The sequence below is a fragment of the Agrobacterium sp. BT-220-3 genome, from assembly GCF_025910175.1.
Classification (GTDB): Bacteria; Pseudomonadota; Alphaproteobacteria; order Rhizobiales; family Rhizobiaceae; genus Agrobacterium; species Agrobacterium oryzihabitans.
In genome coordinates this window covers 983,810-1,005,353 of sequence record NZ_JAPAIX010000001.1, presented here as the reverse complement: position 1 = coordinate 1,005,353, position 21,544 = coordinate 983,810, and the positions used below count along the sequence as shown (strand labels likewise).

The following is a 21,544-nucleotide window of genomic DNA, read 5'->3' as shown; positions in this document are numbered from 1 at the left end:
ACACTTCTATAGAATTTCAACCTTCCGGCAAAGGGACAAACTCTTCTTCGTCGCCGGGAACGATGTCGAAGCGTCCGGTTCTCCACTCCTGTTTGGCCTGCTCTATGCGTTCTTTTGATGACGAAACGAAGTTCCACCAGATGTAGCGACGCTGATTGAGTGCAGCTCCACCAAAAATCATGATGTGACAGCCATTGCTGCCAGCCTGAAGCGTGATGTCGTCGCCGGGCCGGAAGACGAGCAGCTGGTCGGCGGCGAAGATATCGCCGGCCACATCGAGCGAACCGGAGAGAATATAGATCGCCCGTTCCTCATGATCGGCGGAGAAGGGAAATTTCACGCCCGGCTCCAGCGTCAGATCAACGTAAAGCGTATCGGTAAAGGCCGAAACGGGGGAGGTAAGGCCTTCAAATTCGCCGATTACCACCCGGCCGGACGCGCCCTTGAGGTCGATCAGCGGCATGTCTTCCTTCGCCGTATGGGCAAAGGCGGGGGCGATTTCTTCCATATGGTCTGGCAGGGCAAGCCAGGTCTGCAGGCCGGACATGGAAAGCGGATGGCCGCGCAGGTTTTCCGGTGTGCGTTCCGAATGCACGATGCCGCGCCCGGCCGTCATCAGGTTGATGTCGCCGGGGCGGATGACAAGCTCGGTGCCAAGGCTGTCGCGATGCTTGATTTCGCCGTCGAACAGATAGGTGACGGTGGAAAGCCCGATATGAGGATGCGGTTTGACGTCGAGTGCCTCGCCCGCTTTCAGGATCGCCGGGCCCATGCGGTCGAAAAAGATGAAGGGGCCGACAAGACGCCGCTGCCGCGTCGGCAGCGCCCGACGAACCGCAAAGCCGCCAATATCGCTGGTGCGCGGAATGATGAGATTTTCGATGGCGTCGCAGGCAAAGGCATCACCCGCGACGGGATCGTTGCCGGGAAAAAAGGACATCGCAAGTTCCTCGTTTTGTCTGGCGGGAGTTTAGCATAACTGTCGGTACTGGGGAGCATCGCGATATTGAACGCTGTGTTTGTGCGTCGTTACCGGATGCAAGGGAGCGATTTTAACGCGGCTCAACCCACAAACTCCCTCATTCCTGTGCTTGTCACAGGAATCCAGCCGACGCGCGTCTGCGCGGCGGAAAGAGCTTTTTCAACCCAAGGACTTGGGCTGGCTAGATTCCTGTGACGAGCACAGGAATGAGGGAGGAGATAATTACTCCCCGTCCAGCGGTTCCACGCCCTGCGGCTTGCCCGCACGATCGAGGCGAATCTTCTCGATTCGCTTTTCAGCAGCGTTCAACAGCGTCTCGCAATGTTTCTTCAGGGCTTCGCCGCGCTCGTAGATGGCGATTGATTCGTCCAGAGCCACGTCTCCGCGTTCCAGGCGTGCGACAATGCTTTCCAGCTCGGCGACGGCCTTTTCAAAGGAATAACCGCTGACATCGGCTGTGTTGGCATTTTCCGTCATGTTCAACCCTTCATCATTCTCAAAATATGCATGGCCGCCGATTCCGCCAGCCCTTCCAGATCATAACCGCCTTCAAGCAGGCTGACGACCCGGTTCGAGGCGTATTTGTCCGCCATTTCCAGAAGCCGCCCCGTCGCCCAGTCGAAATCCTCTCCCACCAGATTGATCTGCGCCAGGGGATCGCGGTGGTGCGCATCGAAACCGGCGGAGATGATGATGAGATCAGGCGAAAAATCCGCAATCGCCGGCAGGACGCGCGATTTGAAGGCCTCGCGAAAATACTCGCTGCCGGTATTGGGCGAAAGCGGAGCGTTGACCACATTGTTCTTCACGCCGGTTTCATTTTTATCGCCGCTCCACGGATAGAGCGGCATCTGGTGGGTGGAACAGAACAGCACGGAGGTGTCGCTCCAGAAGATATCCTGTGTGCCGTTGCCGTGATGCACATCCCAGTCGATGATGGCGACGCGCTCCGCCCCATGCACCTTCTGCGCATGGCGGGCGGCAATTGCCGCATTGTTGAAGAGACAGAAGCCCATGGCCTTGGCGGTTTCAGCATGGTGCCCGGGCGGGCGGGCGGCGACGAAAACATTGTCGGCGGCACCCGTAAAGACGTCGTCCACCGCCGCCATCGCCGCACCGATGCCGGTCAGCGCCGCCTGCAGGCTTTTCGGCGAGACATAGGTGTCGGCCTCTATGCGGTTGATCTCGCCATCCTCTTCGGGGATCTGGCGCATGACGGCAAGCAGATGCTCTTCCGGATGCGCCAGAAGCACGGCGTCCTCATTGGCCTGCGGCGCTTGCCTGCGTTCAAGGCGCTCGAAATTCGGATGTTCGAGCGCGATGTTCAGCGACCGCAGACGATCCGGCCGCTCGGGGTGGCCTTCCGGCGTGATGTGTTCAAGGAAGATCGGATGTTCGTAAAGACGGGTCGCCATTCTTTTCCTCCCGGAGAAAGCTAGCTCAGGCGCGCTGCGGCAGAAGCGGATAACCCGCCATCACGGCGCGGCCGGCAAGAGCGGCAAGCACGGCCTTCAGTGCATCGCCGGGAATGAAGGCGAGCGAACCCATGAAGGCCTTTTCGAAACCAAGCCCGACGACCAGCGCCAGATAGGTGATGCCGAAAGCGTAAAGCACAACCACGCCGCCGATCAGGCTGGCGATGAAGAAACCGACGCCCTGCGCCAGAGCCGACTGGCCACGGTTGACGAGTTTTTCCGAGAGAGTGCCGGTGACGAAAACCGCCGCGATCCAGCCGATCAGGAAGCCCGTGGTCGGCGTGGTGAAGATGGAAAGGCCGCCGCGTCCGCCTGACAGTACCGGCAGGCCGATGGCGGCAATCAGGATCGTCAGGAGAACCGCCAGCGTGCCGCGCTTTGCGCCCAGCACGACACCGGCCAGCATGACGCCAAGCGACTGTGCGGTGATCGGCACCGGAATGAAACCCAGCGTGATCGGCGGCAGAAGCCCCAGTGCGATGATGATGGCGGAAAACAGCGAAATCAGCACAAGGTCGCGGGTCGTCATGGCTCGGAAACTCCGGATGGTTATCTGGCCGTCAGCTTTGGCCTCTGAAACCGCGCGCGTCAATGGCGTCGGCAATGGCATCGGCATCCTTCAACGTCATAATCACCAGCGGCACGATGATGGTGGCCATCCGCACCGGCAGGCCGCGCGCCCGGTGCGCATCGCGCACCGCATGGTAACGGTTGACGATTTCAGGCACGAACCGTACCACCAGCCCGACGGCAAGCCCGATATCGGCGGCCTTGACCAGCCCCAGCCTTTCCAGCGGTGTGGCGGCAAGCGCAATTTCGTCCATGAATTGCGAAATGCTGACGGTGATGGTGACGGCGGTGGCGAGAAGCGCCAGTGCTGTCAGCCGCAAAAGATTGACGCTGGCATCATGGGCCGGAAGCAGCAGATAGCTGAAGGCGGCAACCAGGAGAATGGTCAGCATCACCGGGCGCAGCCGCAGGCCGATCTCCCGCAAGGGCAGCCGCGTCTGGCGCAAAATGGCGGCGGCCAGAACCACGGCGCATCCCTGCAAAATCAGGTCTCGGGTAAGGAACAGCGCGATGCTGAAGACCATCAGCGTCAAGAGCTTGAGGCGCGGCGGGACGCGATAGAGCCAGCCGGTGCCTTCGACATGCAGGGACTTCATCGCGATGCCACCTCGAGATAGCGCGCCACCGCCTCTTCGGGGTCGGCATCGGCAACCAGCGCACCCTCGTGGAAGACCAGCACGCGGTCGAAGCCGGCAAGCAGCGGCAGATCATGGGTGATGACAACAAGCGCCTGCGACAGCGCCGCCATCGTTTTTTCCACGATCGCGCGGTTTTTCAGATCGAGCTGGTTGGTCGGTTCATCGAGAATGAGGATTTGCGGGTCGGTGACCAGAAGGGCCGCCAGCGCCGACAGCTGCAATTCGCCGCCGGAAAGCTCGTGCGCGCGCCGTTCTTCCAGATGAGAAATGCCGAGCCGGGCAAGCACGGCCTTCACCCGCGTTTCCGTCTCCATCTTGTTGAGGCCGAGCCGCTTCAACCCGAAGGCGACATCGTCGCGTATGATCGGCAGGATGATCTGGTTCTGCGGATTCTGGAAAATGAAGCCGACCGTCTGCAGCACCGCTTTTGCATCCTTGACGGTATCGAGACCGTTCACCGACACCTTGCCTTCGGTCGGCTTGTTGAGCCCGTTGACGAGCCGCGCAAAGGTGGTCTTGCCCGAGCCATTGAGGCCGATCACGCCGATGCGCCGTTCAGTCAATGTCAGGGACAGGGGCTGTAAAGCCTGCCTGCCCTCGAAGGCCACGCCGGCGCTGTCAAAACGGATTTCCAAGACTGATGCATCCCTCTATCGCTTTCCGGTTCTATATCGTGTCATCAACAGAAGTGAAACAAAGAACAAAAAAAGAACATTGCAATCCTGAAAAAGCCGTCATACCTTCAACGCCATGACGATCAAGGTTTCGAACGAAGCGGCAAGGCGGATTTTTCTGGCGCGGCAGGGGCTTTCCTCTCCGCCCGGCAAGGCGCTTTCCAAGGATGGCCTGCTGCAGCTCATCACCGATATCGGTTTCGTGCAGGTGGACAGTATCGGCACGGTGGAGCGCGCCCATCATCAGATAATATTCTCCCGCAACCAGACATACAGGCGCGAACATCTGACCACATTGCTGGAAAAGGACCGCGCGCTGTTCGAGCACTGGACGCACGACGCCTCCATCGTACCGACGGAATTTTATCCCTATTGGAAACACCGCTTCCGCCGCCGCGAGCCGATCATTCAGGAACGCTGGCGCAAATGGCACGGCGAGGGTTTCGATGCGGCTTTTGCCGAGACGCTGGAGCGCATCGCCGCCACGGGTCCGGTTCTGGCGCGGGAGTTGAAGGAGGAGGGGCACCAGTCCGGCGGCTGGTGGAACTGGCATCCTTCCAAGACAGCGCTCGAATATCTTTGGCACACCGGCAAGCTCGCCATATCCGGCCGCGTCAATTTCCAGAAGGTCTATGATCTGGCCGAGCGGGTCATTCCCGGCGAGCACCACGAAAGCGAAGTGGAGCACGCGCAATTCGTTGACTGGGCCTGCCGGCAGGCGCTCACCCGGCTGGGCTTTGCCACCCATGGCGAAATTGCTGCCTTTTTCGATCTCGTTACCCCGCAGGAGGCGAGGGACTGGGTCAAGAACCATCGCGACGAACTGTGCGAGGTCTCGCTTCTCGCAAGCGATGGCGGTGCTGCCCGCCCGTCCTATGCCTTTGCGGATTTCAGCGCCGATGTCTCCGACCTGCCGGAACCCTCGTCCCGCGTCCGTGTGCTGAGCCCCTTCGATCCGCTTTTGCGCGACCGCAACCGCACGGAGCGGCTGTTCGGCTTTTATTACCGCATCGAGGTCTTCGTGCCGGAGCCGAAGCGGCAATATGGCTATTACGTCTTCCCGCTTCTGGAAGGAGACCGGCTGATCGGCCGCATCGACATGAAGGCGGATCGCAAGCGCGGCACGCTGGACGTGCGCCGTCTTTGGCTGGAGCCGGGCGTGCGTGCCTCCGCGGGAAGGCTCGAGAAAATCGACGCGGAATTGTCGCGGCTTGCGAAGTTTACGGGGGTCGAGAGTGTGAATTATCTGGAGGGCTGGCGGGAGGAAAACTGAGGTCTTTCCCTCGGGTGATTGCTAGACGGGGCACACAGACACAACGTTGCTGATCCGTGATGCCGCATTGTCGCGCGGCGTTGCGGCATATTTCTTCTCCCCGCTGCCGCGAACTTCTCCCCGACGGGGAGAAGAAACGAGCGGAACCCGCTCGCCTCACGATAGCCCTGTGAAGCTAGGCAAAAGCCCCCAAATCAGCAGATATCCGTCGCCGAAATCTTGATGCCGAAACCTTCGAGGCCGACGTAGTGGCGTTCGCGCGTCGTCAGCAGCTTGATCGAACTGATGCCGAGGTCCTTCAGTATCTGCGCGCCGAGGCCGATTTCCAGCCACTCATTTTCGCGGGAGCGGGCCTGTGCATGCGCCTCGTCCGGATCACGCGCCTTGCGACGGCCGGCCACCTGGCCGACGCCGACGGAGCCCTCACGCAGATAAACGATGACGCCGCGGCCCTCTTCGGCGATCTTCTGCATATAGTGCCGCACCGGCTGGCGGTCGCCGAACACGTCGTCGGCGACATTTTCCGGGTGCAGGCGAACGGGAATATCGACACCGTCCCTGATATCGCCGAAAATCACCGCCATGTGCTGCATGCGGTCCCAGGGCAGGGAATAGGTCTGCGCCTTGGCCGGCCCGAAGGGCGTTTCGATGGTGAAGGCGGATTCCATCTCCACCAGCGTTTCCTTGCGCTGGCGATAGGCGATGAGGTCGGCGACGGAAACCTGCTTCAGCTGGTGTTTGTCCGCAAAAGCTGTGACCTGCGGCCCGCGCGTGACGGTGCCGTCATCATTGACGAGCTCGCAGATTACGCCGATCGGTGGCAGTCCCGCCAGCTTGCAGAGATCGACGGCCGCTTCGGTATGGCCGGATCGCATCAGCACGCCGCCTTCGCGGGCAATCAGCGGGAAGATATGGCCGGGCCGGGTAAAATCGGCGGCGCCAACATTGGGGTTGGCGAGGTTGCGCACCGTCAGCGTGCGGTCGTCGGCCGAAATTCCGGTTGTGGTACCGTGCTTGAAATCGACGCTGACGGTAAAGGCGGTCGTATGGGCGCTGTCGTTTTCGGCAACCATGGCATTGAGGTTCAGCCGCTTGGCTTCCTCACGCGGCATGGGGGCGCAGACGATGCCGGATGTGTGGCGAACGATGAAGGCCATCTTTTCCGCGGTGCAATGAACCGCCGAAATAATCAGATCGCCTTCGTTCTCCCGGTCGTCATCATCGGTCACGACAACGATCTCGCCGGCTTCGAAAGCGCGGATGGCGTCGACGACACGTTTCTGATCATATGCCATTTCTAGTCTACCTCACTTCAACCGGCCGGTCTGGCCGCGATCTCTCAAGTAATGGTCGGCAACGGTGCAGGCCACCATCGCTTCGCCGATCGGCACGGCGCGAATGCCGACGCAGGGGTCGTGGCGGCCCTTGGTGCGCACATCCACATTGTTGCCGTCCGCGTCGATCGACTGGCGCTCGGTCAGAATGGAGGAGGTGGGCTTGATGGCGAAGCGTGCGATAACAGGCTCACCGGTCGCGATGCCGCCCAGAATGCCGCCGGCATGGTTGGAGAGGAAAATCGGCTTGCCGTCATTGCCCATGCGCATCTCGTCGGCATTCTCTTCGCCGGAAAGCTCGGCGGAGGCAAATCCCTCGCCAATTTCCACGCCCTTGACGGCGTTGATCGACATGAGGTTGGAGGCGATATCCTGATCGAGCTTGGCATAAATGGGTGCGCCGATACCGGCCGGAACCCCTTCGGCTACCACCTCGACGACGGCGCCGATCGACGATCCCGCCTTGCGGATGCCGTCGAGATAGTCTTCCCACACGGGCACCATGGCCGCATCCGGGCAGAAGAACGGGTTCTGGTCGATCTGATCCCAGTCCCAATTGTCGCGGTTGATCCTGTGTTTGCCGATCTGCACCAGCGCGCCGCGCACATTGAGATCAGGCACCACCCTGCGGGCGATTGCGCCCGCGGCGACACGCGCCGCCGTCTCGCGCGCGGAGGAACGTCCGCCGCCGCGATAATCGCGAATGCCGTATTTCAGGTCATAGGTGAAATCGGCGTGTCCGGGGCGGAAGCGCCTTGCGATCTCGCCGTAATCCTTGGAGCGCTGGTCGGTATTTTCGATCAGCATCGAGATCGGCGTGCCGGTCGTCACCATCGTCTCGCCGTCGTCGTCCAGCATCACGCCGGAGAGGACTTTCACAATGTCGTCCTCGCGGCGCTGGGTCACGAAGCGGCTCTGGCCGGGCTTGCGCTTGTCCATCCAGTGCTGCACCTCGGCAAGCGTGAAGCGAATGCCGGGCGGGCAGCCATCCACCACGCAGCCCAAGGCGGGCCCATGGCTTTCTCCCCAGGTGGTAACGCGGAAAAGATGACCGAAGCTGTTATGCGACATATTTTTCAAGACCGGAAAACAGGGCCGACCTGCGGACAGGGGCCGTTTAAAACAAGCGGATTTGTCATAGTGGAAAATGAGACCAAGGCAAAAGCCTTTCTTTCATCGCAGGCCCGATAAGAAGGTGACATACCGTTCACGAAGCGCGACAGGCCGCAGGGCGACACACATAACCACGGAGAATAGACCCGGCTGGGGAAATGATTCGGTCTGAACCCCCGGGTTTTGGGAGATGACGAGAGTATAAAGATGCCGGCGTTTTCCACGCTAATCCGGAGTTTTCCAATATTGCTGCGAAATGCGGTGTAAAAATCACTAACGGCTTGAACGCGATCCCAAATCCGTTCATCAATTGGGCCGAAAATGTCATGGTTGCGGGCAATTTCCGCCACATTCGAAAGGCAATTCTTCATGCATGTAAGGTTTTCACGCAAATCCACGAAAGCTAGATCGATGCGTATGATGATTGCCGCCCTTCTGGCTACCGCCAACCTCCTGATGCCCATCAACGGCTTCGCCCAGAGCGTCGACGTGGAGGGAACGATCAGCAAGATCGACGCGAATGGGCTCAGCATTACCCTGAACGACGGCAAGACCTATCGCGTGCCGGAAGAGTTCAATTTCGAAGGCTTGAAAGCGGGCGTCAAGGTCGTGGTTTTCTACACGGAAGTGGATGGCAAGCGCGTGGTCGACGATCTTCAGGTCGTTGAGTAAATTTCCAGGCGGTAGCTATTATCCACCCTCATTCCTGTGACAAGCACAGGAATGAGGGAGTTCCCTGAAGAACCGGCAAGATTAAAGTCGCCCGCTGCTATTGATTTTTACGTCGCGGACTCTGTCCGCAATTGAAGCAGCCGTCGCGGCACTTCCCTCACGAAATCCACTCCGCACTATTCCTGTCCATCTCGACTTTCAAAATACGGTCCTGCGGGATTTGCGTCCGTGAGGCCTCGTCCTTGTCCATGCCTGACACCAACCGGAAGATGGAGCGGATCACGCCGCCATGGCAGACGCATACCGTCGGAACCTCGACGGAGGATAGCCATGCGCCGATGCGCCAGGAGAGGATTTCATAGCTTTCGGCATCCTGTCCGGGGGGAATGAAGTCCCACTTGTTGGCCTTTCGCGCCTTCACCCGGTCGGGAAACTCTTTTTTCAGTTCCGGCAGGGTCTGGCCTTCCCAGTCGCCAAAGGAAACTTCGACCAGACGGTCATCGGTGCGGTAGGCCCTGGGATCGAGCCCCATGGCCCCGCGCATCAGTTCCATGGTCTCGCGCGTGCGCCCGAGCGGGCTTGCCACGTAGTCGAAATCATCAGCCGATGCGCCGAGAATACGCGCCAGGACCTTGCCGTTGCCGACCGCCTGCTGGCGGCCGAAATCATTGAGCGGAATGTCTTTCTGGCCCTGAAGCCGGCGTATCGCATTCCAGTCCGTTTGTCCGTGTCGGATCACATAGACGAGCAAGGCGATACCCCTGTTTCAAGCATTCCTGAAGCGGGATGGCGAAAACTGAGAGCAGTTTTCGCCATCCCGCTCTAATTATTTGATCTCGTGGCGGTCAGTCCTTGACCACCGAAATGTCAGGCGCGTCCACCGCCTTCATGCCGATGGTGTGGTAACCGGAATCCACGTGGTGGATTTCGCCGGTCACGCCCGTCGAAAGGTCGGACAGCAGGTAAAGAGCCGACTTGCCGACTTCCTCGATGGAAACGGTGCGCTTCAGGGGCGCATTGTACTCGTTCCATTTCAGAATGTAACGGAAGTCGCCGATGCCGGAAGCCGCAAGCGTCTTGATCGGGCCGGCGGAAACGGCGTTGACGCGGATGCCGCGATTGCCGAGGTCGACGGCGAGATAACGCACGCTGGCCTCGAGTGCGGCCTTGGCCACGCCCATGACGTTGTAGTTCGGCATGACCTTCTCGGCGCCGTAATAGGTCAGCGTGACGATCGAGCCGCCATCATTCATGACAGGCTCGGCGCGCTTGGCAACGGCGGCCAGCGAGAAGACGGAAATGTCCATGGTGCGGTTGAAATTGTCGCGGCTGGTGTCGAGATAACGGCCGGTCAACTCGTCCTTGTCGGAGAAAGCGATGGCGTGCACGACGAAGTCGATCTTGCCCCAGTGCTTTTCCAGCCCGGCAAAAACCGCATCGATCGTCTCGAGATCGGTCACGTCACAGTGGCCGGCCATGAATGCACCGAGTTCCTGCGCCAGCGGCTCGACGCGCTTCTTCAGCGCATCACCCTGCCAGGTGAGTGCGAGTTCCGCGCCTGCGTCCGCGCAAGCCTTGGCAATGCCCCAAGCGATTGAACGATTATTGGCGACGCCCATGATGAGGCCGCGTTTGCCAGCCATGAGGCCGGATGCCTGAGCCATTTTATGCTCCCTGATACTTTCGATTGATCCTGCCTATGGCATAGGCTGCAATCCTGTTCAAGATTGCCAAAGATCATCAACTGTTAGGGAGCGTAACAAAGGGTGCGTTGTCCCGCCTATTCGCAAAACTTTCACAAATAGAGGCCTTCGCGCATGTGCCGCATGAGGTCGGTCACCTTTTCATCCGGCTTTTCGAGCAGGATGATGCGCAATTCAATGACGAGATCGCCATATCCGCCCTTGCCATCGGCAAGACCCTTGCCGTCAAGCCTGAGCACACGATCAGAGCCGGACCAGGCCGGAATGGTGAGATTTTCCTCACCGAGCGGCGTTTTCACGATCGTTTCGCAACCCAGAACGGCATCGCCGAGCGAGATCGGCAGCGTCGTGTGAATATCGAAGCCGCGAACGGAAAAGATGTCGTCGCGTGCAGCCAGCAATGTCACGGCAAGATCACCGCGCGCCATGTTGGGAAGCTTCAGCCCCTGTCCCTTCAGCCGCACCACGTGACCGTCGGTCATGCCGGGTTCGAGCTGGAAACGGGCTTCGCGCTCTTCGGCAAGCGCAACGGTGATCCACTTGCGCTCGAGGAGGTCTGCGACCGTGACCGTGGCTTCCGCCGTAATGTCAGGTGCTTTTTCCGGTGTCGGCTGCGGTGCGCGGAAGCGGCGCACGAGGGCGCTGAAGAGATTGGCGGCAAGCGACGCTGAGGAGGTTTTGTCGTCGGCGGCACCCGGCTGCGCCGTTTCGCCGGCACCCGGCATATCGCTTCTTGCACCGCTGGCCGCCGCTTTCGCGGCTTCCGCCGCCTGCTGCACCTTGGGATCGTTCTGCGCCTCTGCGCCAAATATCCGCTCGACGATATCCTCGGCCGTTTCCGGCCGGCCATCTGTCTTCTGGCCGGTCTGCGCCCGGTTGCGGGCGTCCGCACGGGCCAGCTCCTCCATCAGCTTCTCGGCCGCCTTGGCGCGCTCGGCAGCCTCGCGCGCCGCCTCCCGCTGCTGCATGATGGTTTCGCCGCGCTGCTTCTTCTCGGCCGCCCTGCGGGCCTGATCGTAGAGATCGCGTTTCTTGGGGTCTTTCAAAAGATCATAGGCCTGACCGATCTCGGCGAATCGCGCCGAGGCATCGGGGTCGTCGCGATTGGCGTCCGGATGGACGGTTTTCGCCTTCGTGCGCCAGGCGGCCTTGATTTCCTCGTGGCGGGCGTCACGTTTTACGCCGAGGATCGAATATGGATCGCGCATGCGAAACACCAGTTACGTTGGCTCAGGCGCATGCTGCCGCTCATGGCGCAATCCTGAAACTAACCCCTCCGAAAAGGGATGCCCGCGATCATTCGCCTGCACGCCCTCGTTTTATCAACGTCGACTGTTGCAATAAGTTGCTAATCAGTTCTTTACGGGGATACGCGCTGCGCCGAGGCCGGCCCTATTCCATGCGCCAAGGTAAACAGATTATTTCTGCTCGAAGCGGGTCAGCAGCCATTCGCCGGTTTCCGACAGGCAGGCCTGGCCGGCATAGGCTGCAACGCCCTCGAAGGAGTGGCGTGTCGTCCTGAATTCGCGGCAGACGAAACCGCTGGATTTGTCTTCGTGAATGGCGGTCACGACGCCGGCGCTGCCGGTTGCGGCATTTGCCCAGGGCAGCGGCTGGTCGGCAAGTTTGGCCAGATCCGCCGATGTCACCGCGTTGCGGATGGTCGCGTCGTCGGTCTGCGGCCCGTTATTCTGCTGGTTTGGAACGGAGGCGGTGGAAAGCGAGCGATCGACCTTGTCGCCGCCGAACAGATCGAGACTGACGCATCCGCTCAGCACCACGAGCATTGAGACGACGGCGGAAACTTCCGCGATCGACGAAAGGAGGCCCTTTGTTCGACTGTTCGACTTTGCTATGACGGTCACCATCTTTCACCAGAGATCATCTCTGGGGTCCAAATCAGCTCGGGAGCATTTTAGTCAATATGTCGGAAACGGGGTTAACATCCAGTGACTTCACTGAAGAAAATGAACCGTTCACGCTTTTTGCCGAATGGCTGAAGGACGCGACGGCCTCCGAAATCAACGATCCGAACGCGGTCGCACTCGCAACCGTGGACGAAAACGGCCTGCCGAATGTGCGTATGGTGCTGCTGAAGGACGTCGATGATCGCGGCTTCGTTTTCTATACGAATTTCGAAAGCCAGAAGGGACGCGAGATCCTCGGCCAGAAAAAAGCGGCCATGTGTTTCCACTGGAAAAGCCTGCGTCGGCAGGTGCGCCTGCGCGGGGAGGTGGAGATCGTCACCGATGCGGAAGCGGACGCCTATTACGCTTCGCGCCCGCGCGGAAGCCGCATCGGCGCCTGGGCGTCGAAGCAGTCGCGGCCGCTGGAAGGCCGTTTCGCGCTGGAAAAGGCCGTCGCCGAATATACCGCCAAATATGCGATCGGCGACATTCCGCGCCCGTCTTACTGGTCCGGGTTCCGCATTCGCCCCGTCAGCATCGAATTCTGGCACGACCGCAAGTTCCGCCTGCACGACCGCGTCGAATTCCGCCGCGAGACGCCGGATGCGACCTGGTCCAAGGTCCGCATGTATCCTTGATGCGGTAAAGGCGGGCCGTTTGAACTGTTGGTGAAATCTCACGCCAAACTCGACGTCATCCTCGGGCTTGACCCGGGGGATCCATGGTCGCGCCTGATTGTGGATCCTCGCCTCAAGGGCGAGGATGACGGAAGAGCAAGCGCACTGTTGTTGCAGTTGAAAGGCAGTCCCTTCTCTCTGCCTATTTCAGTAGCGAATCGAAGAGCGGCAGACCGATGACGGCGGAAATGGCGATCAGGCCGTAGCATATGCGCCTGAACGCAGCCTCGTCGGCAAGTCCGTGCAAACGCGCGCCGGCATAAAGACCCGCCCCGTAAAATGGCAGCGCCAGCAGGAAGAAAACCAGGACATCGGCGGTGAACAGGCCGCTGAAAAAATAGCTGGCGGTGGAGATTACCGTCGAAATCGCGAAATAGAGAATGACATTGGCGCGCACGAAGGCGCCCTTGAGGGCGCCGCCGAGCCAGTAGGCAACGATGGGTGGGCCACCCAATTGTGCAGCACCCGAAAACAGCCCGGCGACAAGCCCGGTGAACAGGGTCAGCGGCGTTTTCGGCCGGCCGCTATAACGCCAGCCGGAAAGCAGGAACAATAGGAGCACGACGACCACGACGGAGATGATCCAGCGCAGCGTGAGTGGATCGCCGTTGGAAAGAAGAAGTGTTCCGAGCGGAACGCCGACAAGCGCGCCGGCCGCCATGGTGAAGACTTCCCGCCGGTCCGCCATGCGCCATGCGGGCGGTATCATGCCGAGTGTCAGAACGCCGTCGACCACCAGCAGAACCGCCGAGGCGATGCGCGGCCCAACGATGGCGCTCGCCAGCGGAATGAAGATGAGGGCTGCGCCGAAACCGGAAAAACCGCGCGCAAGGCCGGCGAGAAAGGCAGCGCCCGCAAACATCGCAAGCAGCGACGGGCTATGCGCGGTGATGAGAGCCGAGAAAAAATCGAGGTGGGACATGGGCGATGGCACGGTTGTTCGAATACCTTTTCTCTATCTCGCTTGCAGGCGCATGTCGCGAAAATTTCCGTTCATGGTTGCACGACCCCCTTAAGGGTCGACGCCGTTGGAGAATCATGATTAGAGTTGTAGCGCAGGAACAAAGGATGAACAAATGCTTGCTGTCATGATGCACCAGTTTGAAGAAGCCTCGCAAAAATATGCTGCTGAAAACGGAATCTTCCGCGACCCGGACTGGTACATGCTGAAGCTTCAGGAAGAGGTTGGCGAGGTCACGCAGGCCTGGAACCGGCTGACGGGGCGAGGGCGCAGCAAGGGCACGAGCAAAGAGGAGATGAAGCGGGATCTGGCCGACGAAACCGCCGATCTCCTCGGCCATGTGCTGTTGCTGGCCCATTATAACGGTCTCGACATCAAGGGGTCGATAGAACGCAAGTGGCGCTTTACGCCGCCAGCATGACAGTTCGTGGCGTGCGATTCGACCTCCACGTTGCCGGCTCTGCCACTGCTGCGATTATGAGAGCGAGACCATGAAGAACAGAGTTGCGAGAATGGCGGCGACCGGTGTCATGACCCGCCGCTCCGCACGGCTTCGCGACATGGCGTTCAGCCCGATGCTCACCGCAAGCGTGCAGGCGATGACCCAGATGCCGGCTTCGATCCAGCCTGCCGGCCAGAGAGTGATGACGCCTGCCTTTTGCAGCGGAAAAGATGCGGCAAGGGCGTAGATCGCGACAGACCCCACGCTGGCAATGCGCTGCGTGGCGGGAAGAACCCTGTGCTCGCCGCCCCAGGCGAAGCGACCGAGAGGCGCACCCGCCGCGAGGGTAATCTGAAATGCGGAAAGAACGAGCAGGATAAATGTCGCGAGCGACACGGCGACAAGCAGCATGACCACTCCATTTATGGATGCGCCGACAATGAATTCGAACAGGATCGGCCTTTCAGCCGATATGTGCCTCATCATAAAGACCAATGGCTAAAGCCATGTGACGCGCTTTCATGCCTCTGAAAGCTGCGCCTTTTGCAGGAGGTCTGCAACCGCATGAAGGTCGCTCGATACGGCGATGCATTTTTCCCGCATTTCATTCGTCGGCGGCGCGACATCAGGCACCATGATCGTCAGCATGCCGGCCGACGTGGCGGAGCGGACGCCGTGATAGGAATCCTCAAGCGCAAGGCACTGCCCCGGATCGATGCCGAGACGTTTTGCGGCGGTCAGATAGGGCATGGGCGAGGGCTTCGGGTCCGTATAGTCGCCGCGTGCGACAATGGTGTCGAAACGCCTGAGAAGATCGTAGGGCCCGAGATGGCGGGTCACCGAATCATGCCGCGAGGAGGTGGCGATGGCGCGGCGAATGTCGAGCCGGTCGAGGAGATCGAGAATCTCGATGACGCCGGGTTTCAGCGCCACGCCTTCGGCCATCAGCACGGCGAGATGCCGGAGCCACGCGTCGCGGAAGGTATCGATGGGGAAATCCGCGCCATAATCGGCAAAGATGGTTCCGGTGATGACGTCCCACGGGCTGCCGCAGACCTTCTGATAGGTCTCGACTCGCATTCCGTGGCCGCCCTCATCCGATGCGGCCAGAAAGGAATCGCGATAAAGCGTCTCGCTTTCGATCAGCAATCCGTCCATGTCGAAAACGACAGCATGAGGAAGAAAAGGCAGCATGGTGACTTAACCGAACCGGAAGGGGCGTTCGCCGAGGCTCTCGAACGGGCGGATCAGATAGCCGTCCGGATCGGCGACGATGAATTGCCGGTTGCCGACTTCGACGGTGCCGCGTCGGTACCATTTTTCTTCCGGCGACAGGACAAGATCGATCATGGCCCGCTCCAGCCGTGCGAGAACCGGCTGCAGCGAGGGGACGGCGAGCTGCAGGTTCATGCCGCGCCCCAGCGGAAATTCAAGTGCTGCATTTTCCGCAACGAAGGTCCGGGTCGCGCCGATCTGGTCGATCATCAGCTGCGCGTCACCCAGCGCCAGATAGGCGAAGCCCTCTTCGGCACGTTCATAAACCACATGAAAACCGATCAGGTCACAATAGAAAGCGCGGCTTTTCTGCCAGTCGCTGACGGCTAGTTCCGGGACGAGGGCATTTCGTATGATGGTCATGGTCTCCTATGCCGCGCAGGCCGGCAATGGGAGGAAGGGCCTGCGGTGATGGTGCGATCTTAGCGTCTTACAGGTGACTTGCCAGAGAAATCCTCATCATGGCAGCCATGTGCGAGGCTGTTGGCTGAGACTGCCTGCGACCCTACGGACTGAACCTGTCGCAGGAGGTTCCATTTTCCAGCAGGCCACGACATTCCCACCGTCATGCCGGACCAGATCCGGCATCCAGCCAGCCCAAGTCCTTGGGCTGAAAAGGAGTCTTTCTCGCCGCGCGGACGCGCGTCGGCTGGCTTCCGGCTCAGGGCCGGAATGACGGATGTGGATTTCGCCACATCACGACAAAGGCCGCGCCGTGCATCGTGACTTACGCCACTAGCCGCAAGCCGAAAGACTTACGCCTTCGTGCCGCCGACGGTGATCTGGTCCATGCGCAGATGCGGCTGGCCGACACCGACCGGCACCCATTGCCCGGCCTTGCCGCAATTGCCGATGCCCGTGTCGAGTTTCGAATCGTTGCCGATCATCGAGACACGCTTCATCGCGTCCGGCCCGTTGCCGATCAGCATCGCGCCCTTGACTGGCGCGCCGATCTTGCCGTTCTCGATCAGGTAGGCCTCGGTGCAGCCGAACACGAATTTGCCGGAGGTGATATCCACCTGTCCGCCGCCGAAGGAAACGGCATATATGCCCTTTTTGACGGAGGCGATGATCTCCTCCGGCGTCTTGTCCCCAGAGAGCATGTAGGTGTTGGTCATGCGTGGCATCGGCACATAGGCATAACCCTGCCGACGCCCGTTGCCGGTGGCCTTCGCGCCCATCAGCCGGGCATTCTGCCGGTCCTGCATGTAGCCCACCAGCCTGCCGTTCTCGATCAGCACATTATAGGCCGAGGGTGTTCCCTCATCATCGATGGTCAGCGAGCCGCGACGGCTGTCGATGGTGCCGTCATCCACGACGGTCACGCCGGGAGCGGCCACCATCTCGCCCATCAGGCCGGCGAAGGCCGAGGTCTTCTTGCGGTTGAAATCGCCTTCCAGACCGTGGCCGACCGCCTCATGCAGCATGACGCCGGGCCAGCCGGAGCCGAGCACCACATCCATGGTACCAGCAGGCGCATCGATGGCGGTGAGGTTGACGAGCGCCTGACGCAGCGCCTCATCCGCGCCACGCTGCCAGTTCTCCGTCGTGATGAAATCACCAAAGCCGACGCGGCCGCCAATGCCGTATGAGCCGCTTTCCTGCCGGTCGCCTTCACCTGCGACCACGGAAATGTTGATGCGGGTCATGGGCCTGACATCGCTGACGCGGTGGCCATCGGCGCGCAGGATATCCACCACCTGCCAGCTTGCGGAAATCGTCGCCGTCACCTGCCGGACATTGGCATCCTTGTCGCGCAGATAGGCATCGATGTCGGTGAGAAGCTTCACCTTCTCCTCGAAGCTCGGGCTGCCGATCGGGTTTTCGTCGCCGTAAAGCTTCTTGTTGGTGCGCTGGGGTGCGGCGGCATAGGAGCCTGAATAACCTCTGGTAACTGCGCCGACCGCGTCCGAAGCACGTTTCAGCGCACTTTGAGAAAGCTCGCCCGCATGGGCGTAACCCACTGTCTCGCCGGCAACGGCGCGCAGGCCAAAACCCTGGTCGGTGTTGAAGGAGCCGCCCTTGAGCCGGCCATTGTCGAAGGTCAGCGATTCGGCCTGCGCATGTTCGATGAAAAGCTCGCCATCATCCGCGCCGGTAAGTGCTTCGGCGACCAGCTTGCGCAATTGCGTCTCGTCGCAATCGAAGAGATTTACAAGGTCGTTGGTCATCGGCGGCTCCAGTCTTGATCGTTATGACCGATTTAGGGACTGGAGCGGGCAGAAGCAAGGCTGGCCTTTGATGGCAAGCGGTCTTAAGGAAGCGCGTCGTAGCCCTCGGCAAAGCCGGTCAGTTCGATCGGAATGCCGACGCGGTCCTGATCGACGGATTCACGCAGCGCAAAAACGGCGGCTTTGCCGGCGCGCAGAACCTTCAGCAACTCGTCGTCAATATCCACTTCCACATAGCAGCCTTCGGAGAAGCAGCGGGTGAAATAGGCCCGGCCGATATTGTTGTTGTCGATATAAAGCTCCATGCCATCCTTCAGGAGAACACCGAGCGGCGCGAGGATGCGCAGGATGCGCGACTTGCGGTCGGCGGTTTTCAGCACCACCACCGAAAGCCCCACTTCCGGGCGGTCATCGGCAATCACGTTCTGCATCAGGGCGCATTGCTCTTCGGAGGCGCCTGCCGGCTTGTCGCAGATCACAGACCAGGCGCCATGCGTCGACTTCGGCGTGCCGGGCGGCTGCTGTTGCGCCAGCGCCGCAGCGGCGGGGGCGATGATGGCAAGACCGGCGGCGGCAAGAAAAGTGCGCGCGAGCGGGGAAAGACGCATGGATACCTCTGGGATTCGAATCAGTGCGGCTATTCTGACGCCATAATCCGGAAAAAAAAGCCTTGAGCCTTCAATTCCAGCGGAGTTGGGCGGAAATAGGACCTGTCCGTGCGTATGGACGTGTGATTTGCCTTGCACGACATTTATTATCCGGCGACGAAACTGGCCGCAAACCCGGCGTTAAGCAGGGGCTTTGTCGCATTTGCGCTGTTTGAAACTGCGTTCGGCCAGTCCCTCCGGCATGGGAGCGGAGAAAGTCGTCCGTGGATTGACCAATGGCAAAATTGGGGCGCATCCGTGTCCCGACGCATATTGCGGCTGAGGACAAACTGTGGTTTGAAGTTAGTACCATTAGCATGGATTCTGCGTTTGTGATTGATCAAGATCAGACGCGTGAGGGAGAGGGTACCGTGACGAATAGGATTTACGCAGCACTGGCGGGGATGACCTGTCTGCTCACGGCTGTCGGCGCCCAGGCCGATCAGCCGGTGCATTGGCAAATGGGCATGCAGGAGGCAGCCACGCCGATCATGCACGAAATACGCTGGTTCGAACAATATACGCTTTGGTTCATTGTTCCGGTTACGCTTTTCGTTCTTGCGCTGCTCATTATCGTCGCCTTGAAATTCCGCGCCGCGAAAAATCCGGTGCCTTCCAAGACCAGCCACAACACGACGATCGAGGTTGTGTGGACGCTCGCGCCGGTTCTCATTCTCCTGTTCCTCGCTTTCCCCTCGTTCAATCTTCTGAACGCACAGCTGACGCAGCCGGAAAACCCGGACCTGACGCTGAAGGCGACCGCGACGCAATGGCTGTGGAGCTATGAATACAAGGCCGCTGAAGGCGCAGAGCCGCTCTCCTTCGACAGCTACATGCTGAAGGAGCAGGATCGCGCCGCCGCCGGCAAGGAGGACAAGGCCCGCTATCCGCGTCTTCTTGCGGTAGATAATGAAATGGTCGTTCCGGTCGGCAAGACCGTTCGCCTTCTGGTCACCGCCGCTCCGACGGACGTGATCCACGCCTTCGCCATGCCCGCTTTCGGCGTCAAGATCGACGCCGTTCCGGGCCGCCTCAACGAGACATGGTTCAAGCCGGAAAAGGAAGGCCTTTATTACGGCCAATGTTCCGAGCTTTGCGGCAAGGACCACGCCTTCATGCCCATCGCCATTCGGGTGGTTTCCGAACAGCAGTACAACGCCTGGCACGCCGCCGCCGCTTCTGATCTGAACGGCGCGAACCGGGCGCTGATGGCCTCAATCGACGGTGCTCCGCGCACGGTTGATGTTGCGGCCAACGAAACCAACTGACGACTGGAGTGAGGACAATGGCTGGACCTTCCACACACGACGATCATCACTCGCATGGTCATTCCGCAAATGAAGCGCACGCGCATGACGATCATTCGCATGATGCGCATCATTCCCATACGCCGGGCTTTTTCGCCCGCTGGTTCCTGTCCACCAACCATAAGGACATCGGCACGCTCTATCTGATCTTCGCCATCATGGCGGGCATCATCGGCGGCGGGCTTTCCGTCGTCATGCGCATGGAGTTGCAGGAGCCGGGCATCCAGATCTTCCACGGTCTGGCTTCCATGGTCTACGGCTTCGAGGGCGACGCTGCCATCGACGGCGGCAAGCACATGTTCAACGTGTTCACGACAGCGCATGCGCTCATCATGATCTTCTTCATGGTCATGCCGGCGATGATCGGCGGTTTTGCCAACTGGATGATCCCGATCATGATCGGCGCTCCGGATATGGCTTTCCCGCGCCTCAACAATATTTCCTTCTGGCTGATCGTTCCGGCCTTCATCCTGCTGCTCCTGTCGCTCTTCGTCGAAGGACCGGCGGGCGGTTACGGCGTGGGTGGCGGCTGGACCATGTATCCGCCGCTATCGACCAACGGCATGCCGGGACCGGCGGTGGATCTTGCGATCTTCTCGCTGCACGTTGCCGGCGCGTCCTCGATCCTTGGCGCCATCAACTTCATCACCACGATCCTGAACATGCGCGCACCGGGCATGACGCTGCACAAGATGCCGCTGTTTGCCTGGTCGGTTCTGGTCACCGCATTCCTGCTTCTGCTGTCCCTGCCGGTGCTGGCTGGTGGCATCACCATGCTTCTGACCGACCGTAACTTCGGTACGGCCTTCTTCTCGCCGGAAGGCGGCGGTGATCCGATCCTTTACCAGCACCTGTTCTGGTTCTTCGGCCACCCGGAAGTGTACATCCTGATCCTGCCGGGCTTCGGCATCATCAGCCACATCGTGTCCACCTTCTCCAAGAAGCCGGTCTTCGGTTATCTCGGCATGGCCTATGCCATGGTCGCCATCGGCGCGGTCGGCTTCATCGTGTGGGCGCACCACATGTACACGGTCGGCCTCTCGCTCGAAGCGCAGCGTTATTTCGTTTTCGCCACCATGGTCATCGCGGTGCCGACGGGGATCAAGATCTTCTCGTGGATCGCGACGATGTGGGGCGGTTCGCTGACCTTCTCGACCCCGATGGTCTGGGCGATCGGCTTCATCTTCCTGTTCACGGTCGGCGGTGTTACCGGCGTCCAGCTCGCCAATGCCGGTCTCGACCGTTCGCTGCATGACACCTATTACGTCGTGGCGCACTTCCATTACGTGCTGTCGCTCGGTGCGGTCTTTGCGATCTTTGCCGGCTGGTATTACTGGTTCCCGAAGATCACCGGCTACATGTACAACGAGTTCATCGGCAAGCTGCACTTCTGGGTGATGTTCGTTGGCGTGAACCTGATCTTCTTCCCGCAGCACTTCCTCGGCCTTGCCGGCATGCCGCGTCGTTACATCGATTATCCCGATGCCTATGCCGGCTGGAACCTGGTATCTTCCTATGGTTCCTATATCTCGGCCGTTGCCGTGTTGATCTTCCTGTTCGGCGTATGGGAAGCCTTCGCCAAGAAGCGGATCGCCGGCAACAATCCCTGGGGTGAAGGTGCGACGACGCTCGAATGGCAGCTGTCCTCGCCGCCGCCTTACCACCAGTGGGAACAGCTTCCGCGCATTCGCTGATGCGTGGCCGGAAAGCGCAGGCGGGGCTT

25 protein-coding genes are annotated in these 21,544 nt (G+C 60.2%); 6 read left to right on the top strand and 19 right to left on the bottom strand.

Annotation, left to right across the window (positions count from 1 at the left end; translation table 11 throughout):
* Positions 1-16: 16 nt before the first annotated feature.
* The 6 genes from OK142_RS05180 to OK142_RS05155 form a co-directional block, all read right to left on the bottom strand.
* Positions 17-940: a pirin family protein gene (locus OK142_RS05180; protein WP_082183837.1), complete on the bottom strand. Its 924-nt coding sequence runs from the start codon at positions 938-940 to the stop codon at positions 17-19.
* 264 nt (positions 941-1,204) lie between these two features.
* On the bottom strand, positions 1,205-1,459 hold the full coding sequence (locus OK142_RS05175) for an exodeoxyribonuclease VII small subunit (RefSeq protein WP_003503059.1): 255 nt from the start codon (positions 1,457-1,459) through the stop codon (positions 1,205-1,207).
* A gap of 2 nt (positions 1,460-1,461) precedes the next feature.
* Positions 1,462-2,397 (bottom strand): histone deacetylase family protein, encoded by a 936-nt coding sequence (locus OK142_RS05170; RefSeq protein ID WP_498681433.1) that lies wholly within the window; start codon positions 2,395-2,397, stop codon positions 1,462-1,464.
* A 25-nt stretch (positions 2,398-2,422) separates the two neighbouring features.
* Complete coding sequence (locus OK142_RS05165) at positions 2,423-2,986, bottom strand: biotin transporter BioY (protein ID WP_082183839.1); 564 nt, start codon at positions 2,984-2,986, stop codon at positions 2,423-2,425.
* A gap of 31 nt (positions 2,987-3,017) precedes the next feature.
* Complete coding sequence (locus OK142_RS05160) at positions 3,018-3,623, bottom strand: energy-coupling factor transporter transmembrane component T family protein (RefSeq protein WP_498681430.1); 606 nt, start codon at positions 3,621-3,623, stop codon at positions 3,018-3,020.
* Positions 3,620-4,300: an energy-coupling factor ABC transporter ATP-binding protein gene (locus OK142_RS05155; RefSeq protein ID WP_498681427.1), complete on the bottom strand. Its 681-nt coding sequence runs from the start codon at positions 4,298-4,300 to the stop codon at positions 3,620-3,622. Before OK142_RS05155 ends, OK142_RS05160 begins: the two co-directional genes overlap by 4 nt.
* Positions 4,301-4,415: 115 nt before the next feature.
* Between OK142_RS05155 and OK142_RS05150 the strand changes: the two genes are divergently transcribed.
* Positions 4,416-5,612: a winged helix-turn-helix domain-containing protein gene (locus tag OK142_RS05150; protein ID WP_498681426.1), complete on the top strand. Its 1,197-nt coding sequence runs from the start codon at positions 4,416-4,418 to the stop codon at positions 5,610-5,612.
* 194 nt (positions 5,613-5,806) lie between these two features.
* Here the strand turns inward: OK142_RS05150 and ribB are convergent, their stop codons facing one another.
* From ribB to OK142_RS05135, 3 genes are read right to left on the bottom strand one after another with little or no spacing between them, the layout of a single operon-like run.
* Positions 5,807-6,907: a 3,4-dihydroxy-2-butanone-4-phosphate synthase gene (gene ribB / locus OK142_RS05145; RefSeq protein ID WP_498681424.1), complete on the bottom strand. Its 1,101-nt coding sequence runs from the start codon at positions 6,905-6,907 to the stop codon at positions 5,807-5,809.
* 12 nt (positions 6,908-6,919) lie between these two features.
* Positions 6,920-8,017, bottom strand: coding sequence for a chorismate synthase (gene aroC / locus OK142_RS05140; protein WP_498681422.1), 1,098 nt, complete (start codon positions 8,015-8,017; stop codon positions 6,920-6,922).
* Between the two features lie 5 nt (positions 8,018-8,022).
* Entirely contained in the window at positions 8,023-8,430 is a 408-nt protein-coding gene (locus tag OK142_RS05135) for a hypothetical protein (protein WP_498681421.1), read from the bottom strand.
* 40 nt (positions 8,431-8,470) lie between these two features.
* On the opposite strand from OK142_RS05135, the gene OK142_RS05130 reads away from it, so the two are divergent.
* On the top strand, positions 8,471-8,731 hold the full coding sequence (locus OK142_RS05130) for a DUF1344 domain-containing protein (RefSeq protein WP_006699882.1): 261 nt from the start codon (positions 8,471-8,473) through the stop codon (positions 8,729-8,731).
* Between the two features lie 157 nt (positions 8,732-8,888).
* Here the strand turns inward: OK142_RS05130 and OK142_RS05125 are convergent, their stop codons facing one another.
* The 4 genes from OK142_RS05125 to OK142_RS05110 form a co-directional block, all read right to left on the bottom strand.
* The gene (locus OK142_RS05125; RefSeq protein WP_082183850.1) at positions 8,889-9,482 is read right to left on the bottom strand and encodes a histidine phosphatase family protein; all 594 of its coding nucleotides are present in this window, start codon (positions 9,480-9,482) and stop codon (positions 8,889-8,891) included.
* A gap of 94 nt (positions 9,483-9,576) precedes the next feature.
* The gene (fabI, locus tag OK142_RS05120) at positions 9,577-10,395 is read right to left on the bottom strand and encodes an enoyl-ACP reductase FabI (protein WP_003494220.1); all 819 of its coding nucleotides are present in this window, start codon (positions 10,393-10,395) and stop codon (positions 9,577-9,579) included.
* Between the two features lie 131 nt (positions 10,396-10,526).
* Positions 10,527-11,642 carry a DnaJ C-terminal domain-containing protein gene (locus OK142_RS05115; protein ID WP_313608759.1) on the bottom strand — a complete coding sequence of 372 codons (1,116 nt, stop codon included), beginning with the start codon at positions 11,640-11,642 and terminating at the stop codon, positions 10,527-10,529.
* A gap of 210 nt (positions 11,643-11,852) precedes the next feature.
* The gene (locus OK142_RS05110) at positions 11,853-12,302 is read right to left on the bottom strand and encodes an RT0821/Lpp0805 family surface protein (RefSeq protein ID WP_035218578.1); all 450 of its coding nucleotides are present in this window, start codon (positions 12,300-12,302) and stop codon (positions 11,853-11,855) included.
* 56 nt (positions 12,303-12,358) lie between these two features.
* Here OK142_RS05110 and pdxH point away from each other — a divergent pair, with 56 nt between their 5' ends.
* Positions 12,359-12,979, top strand: a complete 621-nt coding sequence (gene pdxH, locus OK142_RS05105; protein ID WP_498681419.1) for a pyridoxamine 5'-phosphate oxidase — start codon at positions 12,359-12,361, stop codon at positions 12,977-12,979.
* A 181-nt stretch (positions 12,980-13,160) separates the two neighbouring features.
* Here the strand turns inward: pdxH and OK142_RS05100 are convergent, their stop codons facing one another.
* Entirely contained in the window at positions 13,161-13,940 is a 780-nt protein-coding gene (locus OK142_RS05100) for a sulfite exporter TauE/SafE family protein (RefSeq protein ID WP_216330862.1), read from the bottom strand.
* Positions 13,941-14,094: 154 nt separating this feature from the next.
* On the opposite strand from OK142_RS05100, the gene OK142_RS05095 reads away from it, so the two are divergent.
* A complete protein-coding gene (locus OK142_RS05095) occupies positions 14,095-14,400 on the top strand; it encodes a pyrophosphohydrolase domain-containing protein (RefSeq protein ID WP_003494231.1) in 306 nt (101 codons plus the stop codon).
* 54 nt (positions 14,401-14,454) lie between these two features.
* Here the strand turns inward: OK142_RS05095 and OK142_RS05090 are convergent, their stop codons facing one another.
* The 5 genes from OK142_RS05090 to OK142_RS05070 all read right to left on the bottom strand — a co-directional run bounded on the left by OK142_RS05090 (position 14,455) and on the right by OK142_RS05070 (position 18,475).
* The gene (locus OK142_RS05090) at positions 14,455-14,832 is read right to left on the bottom strand and encodes a hypothetical protein (protein WP_035242024.1); all 378 of its coding nucleotides are present in this window, start codon (positions 14,830-14,832) and stop codon (positions 14,455-14,457) included.
* 108 nt (positions 14,833-14,940) lie between these two features.
* Entirely contained in the window at positions 14,941-15,615 is a 675-nt protein-coding gene (locus OK142_RS05085) for an HAD family hydrolase (RefSeq protein WP_498681414.1), read from the bottom strand.
* A 6-nt stretch (positions 15,616-15,621) separates the two neighbouring features.
* A complete protein-coding gene (locus tag OK142_RS05080) occupies positions 15,622-16,059 on the bottom strand; it encodes a bleomycin resistance protein (protein WP_003494239.1) in 438 nt (145 codons plus the stop codon).
* A gap of 392 nt (positions 16,060-16,451) precedes the next feature.
* Positions 16,452-17,867, bottom strand: a complete 1,416-nt coding sequence (tldD, locus tag OK142_RS05075) for a metalloprotease TldD (protein WP_003494241.1) — start codon at positions 17,865-17,867, stop codon at positions 16,452-16,454.
* 83 nt (positions 17,868-17,950) lie between these two features.
* Positions 17,951-18,475 (bottom strand): invasion associated locus B family protein, encoded by a 525-nt coding sequence (locus OK142_RS05070; protein ID WP_003494243.1) that lies wholly within the window; start codon positions 18,473-18,475, stop codon positions 17,951-17,953.
* Between the two features lie 443 nt (positions 18,476-18,918).
* Here OK142_RS05070 and coxB point away from each other — a divergent pair, with 443 nt between their 5' ends.
* Together coxB and ctaD are read left to right on the top strand one after the other, a co-directional pair.
* The gene (gene coxB, locus OK142_RS05065) at positions 18,919-19,782 is read left to right on the top strand and encodes a cytochrome c oxidase subunit II (RefSeq protein ID WP_035242025.1); all 864 of its coding nucleotides are present in this window, start codon (positions 18,919-18,921) and stop codon (positions 19,780-19,782) included.
* A gap of 17 nt (positions 19,783-19,799) precedes the next feature.
* Positions 19,800-21,515, top strand: coding sequence for a cytochrome c oxidase subunit I (gene ctaD / locus OK142_RS05060; RefSeq protein ID WP_003494249.1), 1,716 nt, complete (start codon positions 19,800-19,802; stop codon positions 21,513-21,515).
* The last annotated feature ends 29 nt before the right edge of the window (positions 21,516-21,544 follow it).

What these genes read in the sequence shown, in the direction of transcription:
- coxB (WP_035242025.1), top strand. Translation starts at nt 18,919, where the DNA reads ATGACCTGTCTGCTCACGGCTGTCGGCGCCCAGGCCGATCAGCCGGTG.
- OK142_RS05090 (WP_035242024.1), bottom strand. Translation starts at nt 14,832, where the DNA reads ATGCTGCTTGTCGCCGTGTCGCTCGCGACATTTATCCTGCTCGTTCTT.
- fabI (WP_003494220.1), bottom strand. Translation starts at nt 10,395, where the DNA reads ATGGCTCAGGCATCCGGCCTCATGGCTGGCAAACGCGGCCTCATCATG.
- OK142_RS05110 (WP_035218578.1), bottom strand. Translation starts at nt 12,302, where the DNA reads ATGGTGACCGTCATAGCAAAGTCGAACAGTCGAACAAAGGGCCTCCTT.
- OK142_RS05160 (WP_498681430.1), bottom strand. Translation starts at nt 3,623, where the DNA reads ATGAAGTCCCTGCATGTCGAAGGCACCGGCTGGCTCTATCGCGTCCCG.
- OK142_RS05070 (WP_003494243.1), bottom strand. Translation starts at nt 18,475, where the DNA reads ATGCGTCTTTCCCCGCTCGCGCGCACTTTTCTTGCCGCCGCCGGTCTT.
- aroC (WP_498681422.1), bottom strand. Translation starts at nt 8,017, where the DNA reads ATGTCGCATAACAGCTTCGGTCATCTTTTCCGCGTTACCACCTGGGGA.
- OK142_RS05175 (WP_003503059.1), bottom strand. Translation starts at nt 1,459, where the DNA reads ATGACGGAAAATGCCAACACAGCCGATGTCAGCGGTTATTCCTTTGAA.
- tldD (WP_003494241.1), bottom strand. Translation starts at nt 17,867, where the DNA reads ATGACCAACGACCTTGTAAATCTCTTCGATTGCGACGAGACGCAATTG.
- OK142_RS05150 (WP_498681426.1), top strand. Translation starts at nt 4,416, where the DNA reads ATGACGATCAAGGTTTCGAACGAAGCGGCAAGGCGGATTTTTCTGGCG.
- OK142_RS05100 (WP_216330862.1), bottom strand. Translation starts at nt 13,940, where the DNA reads ATGTCCCACCTCGATTTTTTCTCGGCTCTCATCACCGCGCATAGCCCG.
- pdxH (WP_498681419.1), top strand. Translation starts at nt 12,359, where the DNA reads ATGTCGGAAACGGGGTTAACATCCAGTGACTTCACTGAAGAAAATGAA.
- OK142_RS05180 (WP_082183837.1), bottom strand. Translation starts at nt 940, where the DNA reads ATGTCCTTTTTTCCCGGCAACGATCCCGTCGCGGGTGATGCCTTTGCC.
- OK142_RS05165 (WP_082183839.1), bottom strand. Translation starts at nt 2,986, where the DNA reads ATGACGACCCGCGACCTTGTGCTGATTTCGCTGTTTTCCGCCATCATC.
- OK142_RS05085 (WP_498681414.1), bottom strand. Translation starts at nt 15,615, where the DNA reads ATGCTGCCTTTTCTTCCTCATGCTGTCGTTTTCGACATGGACGGATTG.
- ribB (WP_498681424.1), bottom strand. Translation starts at nt 6,907, where the DNA reads ATGGCATATGATCAGAAACGTGTCGTCGACGCCATCCGCGCTTTCGAA.
- ctaD (WP_003494249.1), top strand. Translation starts at nt 19,800, where the DNA reads ATGGCTGGACCTTCCACACACGACGATCATCACTCGCATGGTCATTCC.
- OK142_RS05170 (WP_498681433.1), bottom strand. Translation starts at nt 2,397, where the DNA reads ATGGCGACCCGTCTTTACGAACATCCGATCTTCCTTGAACACATCACG.
- OK142_RS05095 (WP_003494231.1), top strand. Translation starts at nt 14,095, where the DNA reads ATGCTTGCTGTCATGATGCACCAGTTTGAAGAAGCCTCGCAAAAATAT.
- OK142_RS05080 (WP_003494239.1), bottom strand. Translation starts at nt 16,059, where the DNA reads ATGACCATCATACGAAATGCCCTCGTCCCGGAACTAGCCGTCAGCGAC.
- OK142_RS05115 (WP_313608759.1), bottom strand. Translation starts at nt 11,642, where the DNA reads ATGCGCGATCCATATTCGATCCTCGGCGTAAAACGTGACGCCCGCCAC.
- OK142_RS05135 (WP_498681421.1), bottom strand. Translation starts at nt 8,430, where the DNA reads ATGAAGAATTGCCTTTCGAATGTGGCGGAAATTGCCCGCAACCATGAC.
- OK142_RS05130 (WP_006699882.1), top strand. Translation starts at nt 8,471, where the DNA reads ATGCGTATGATGATTGCCGCCCTTCTGGCTACCGCCAACCTCCTGATG.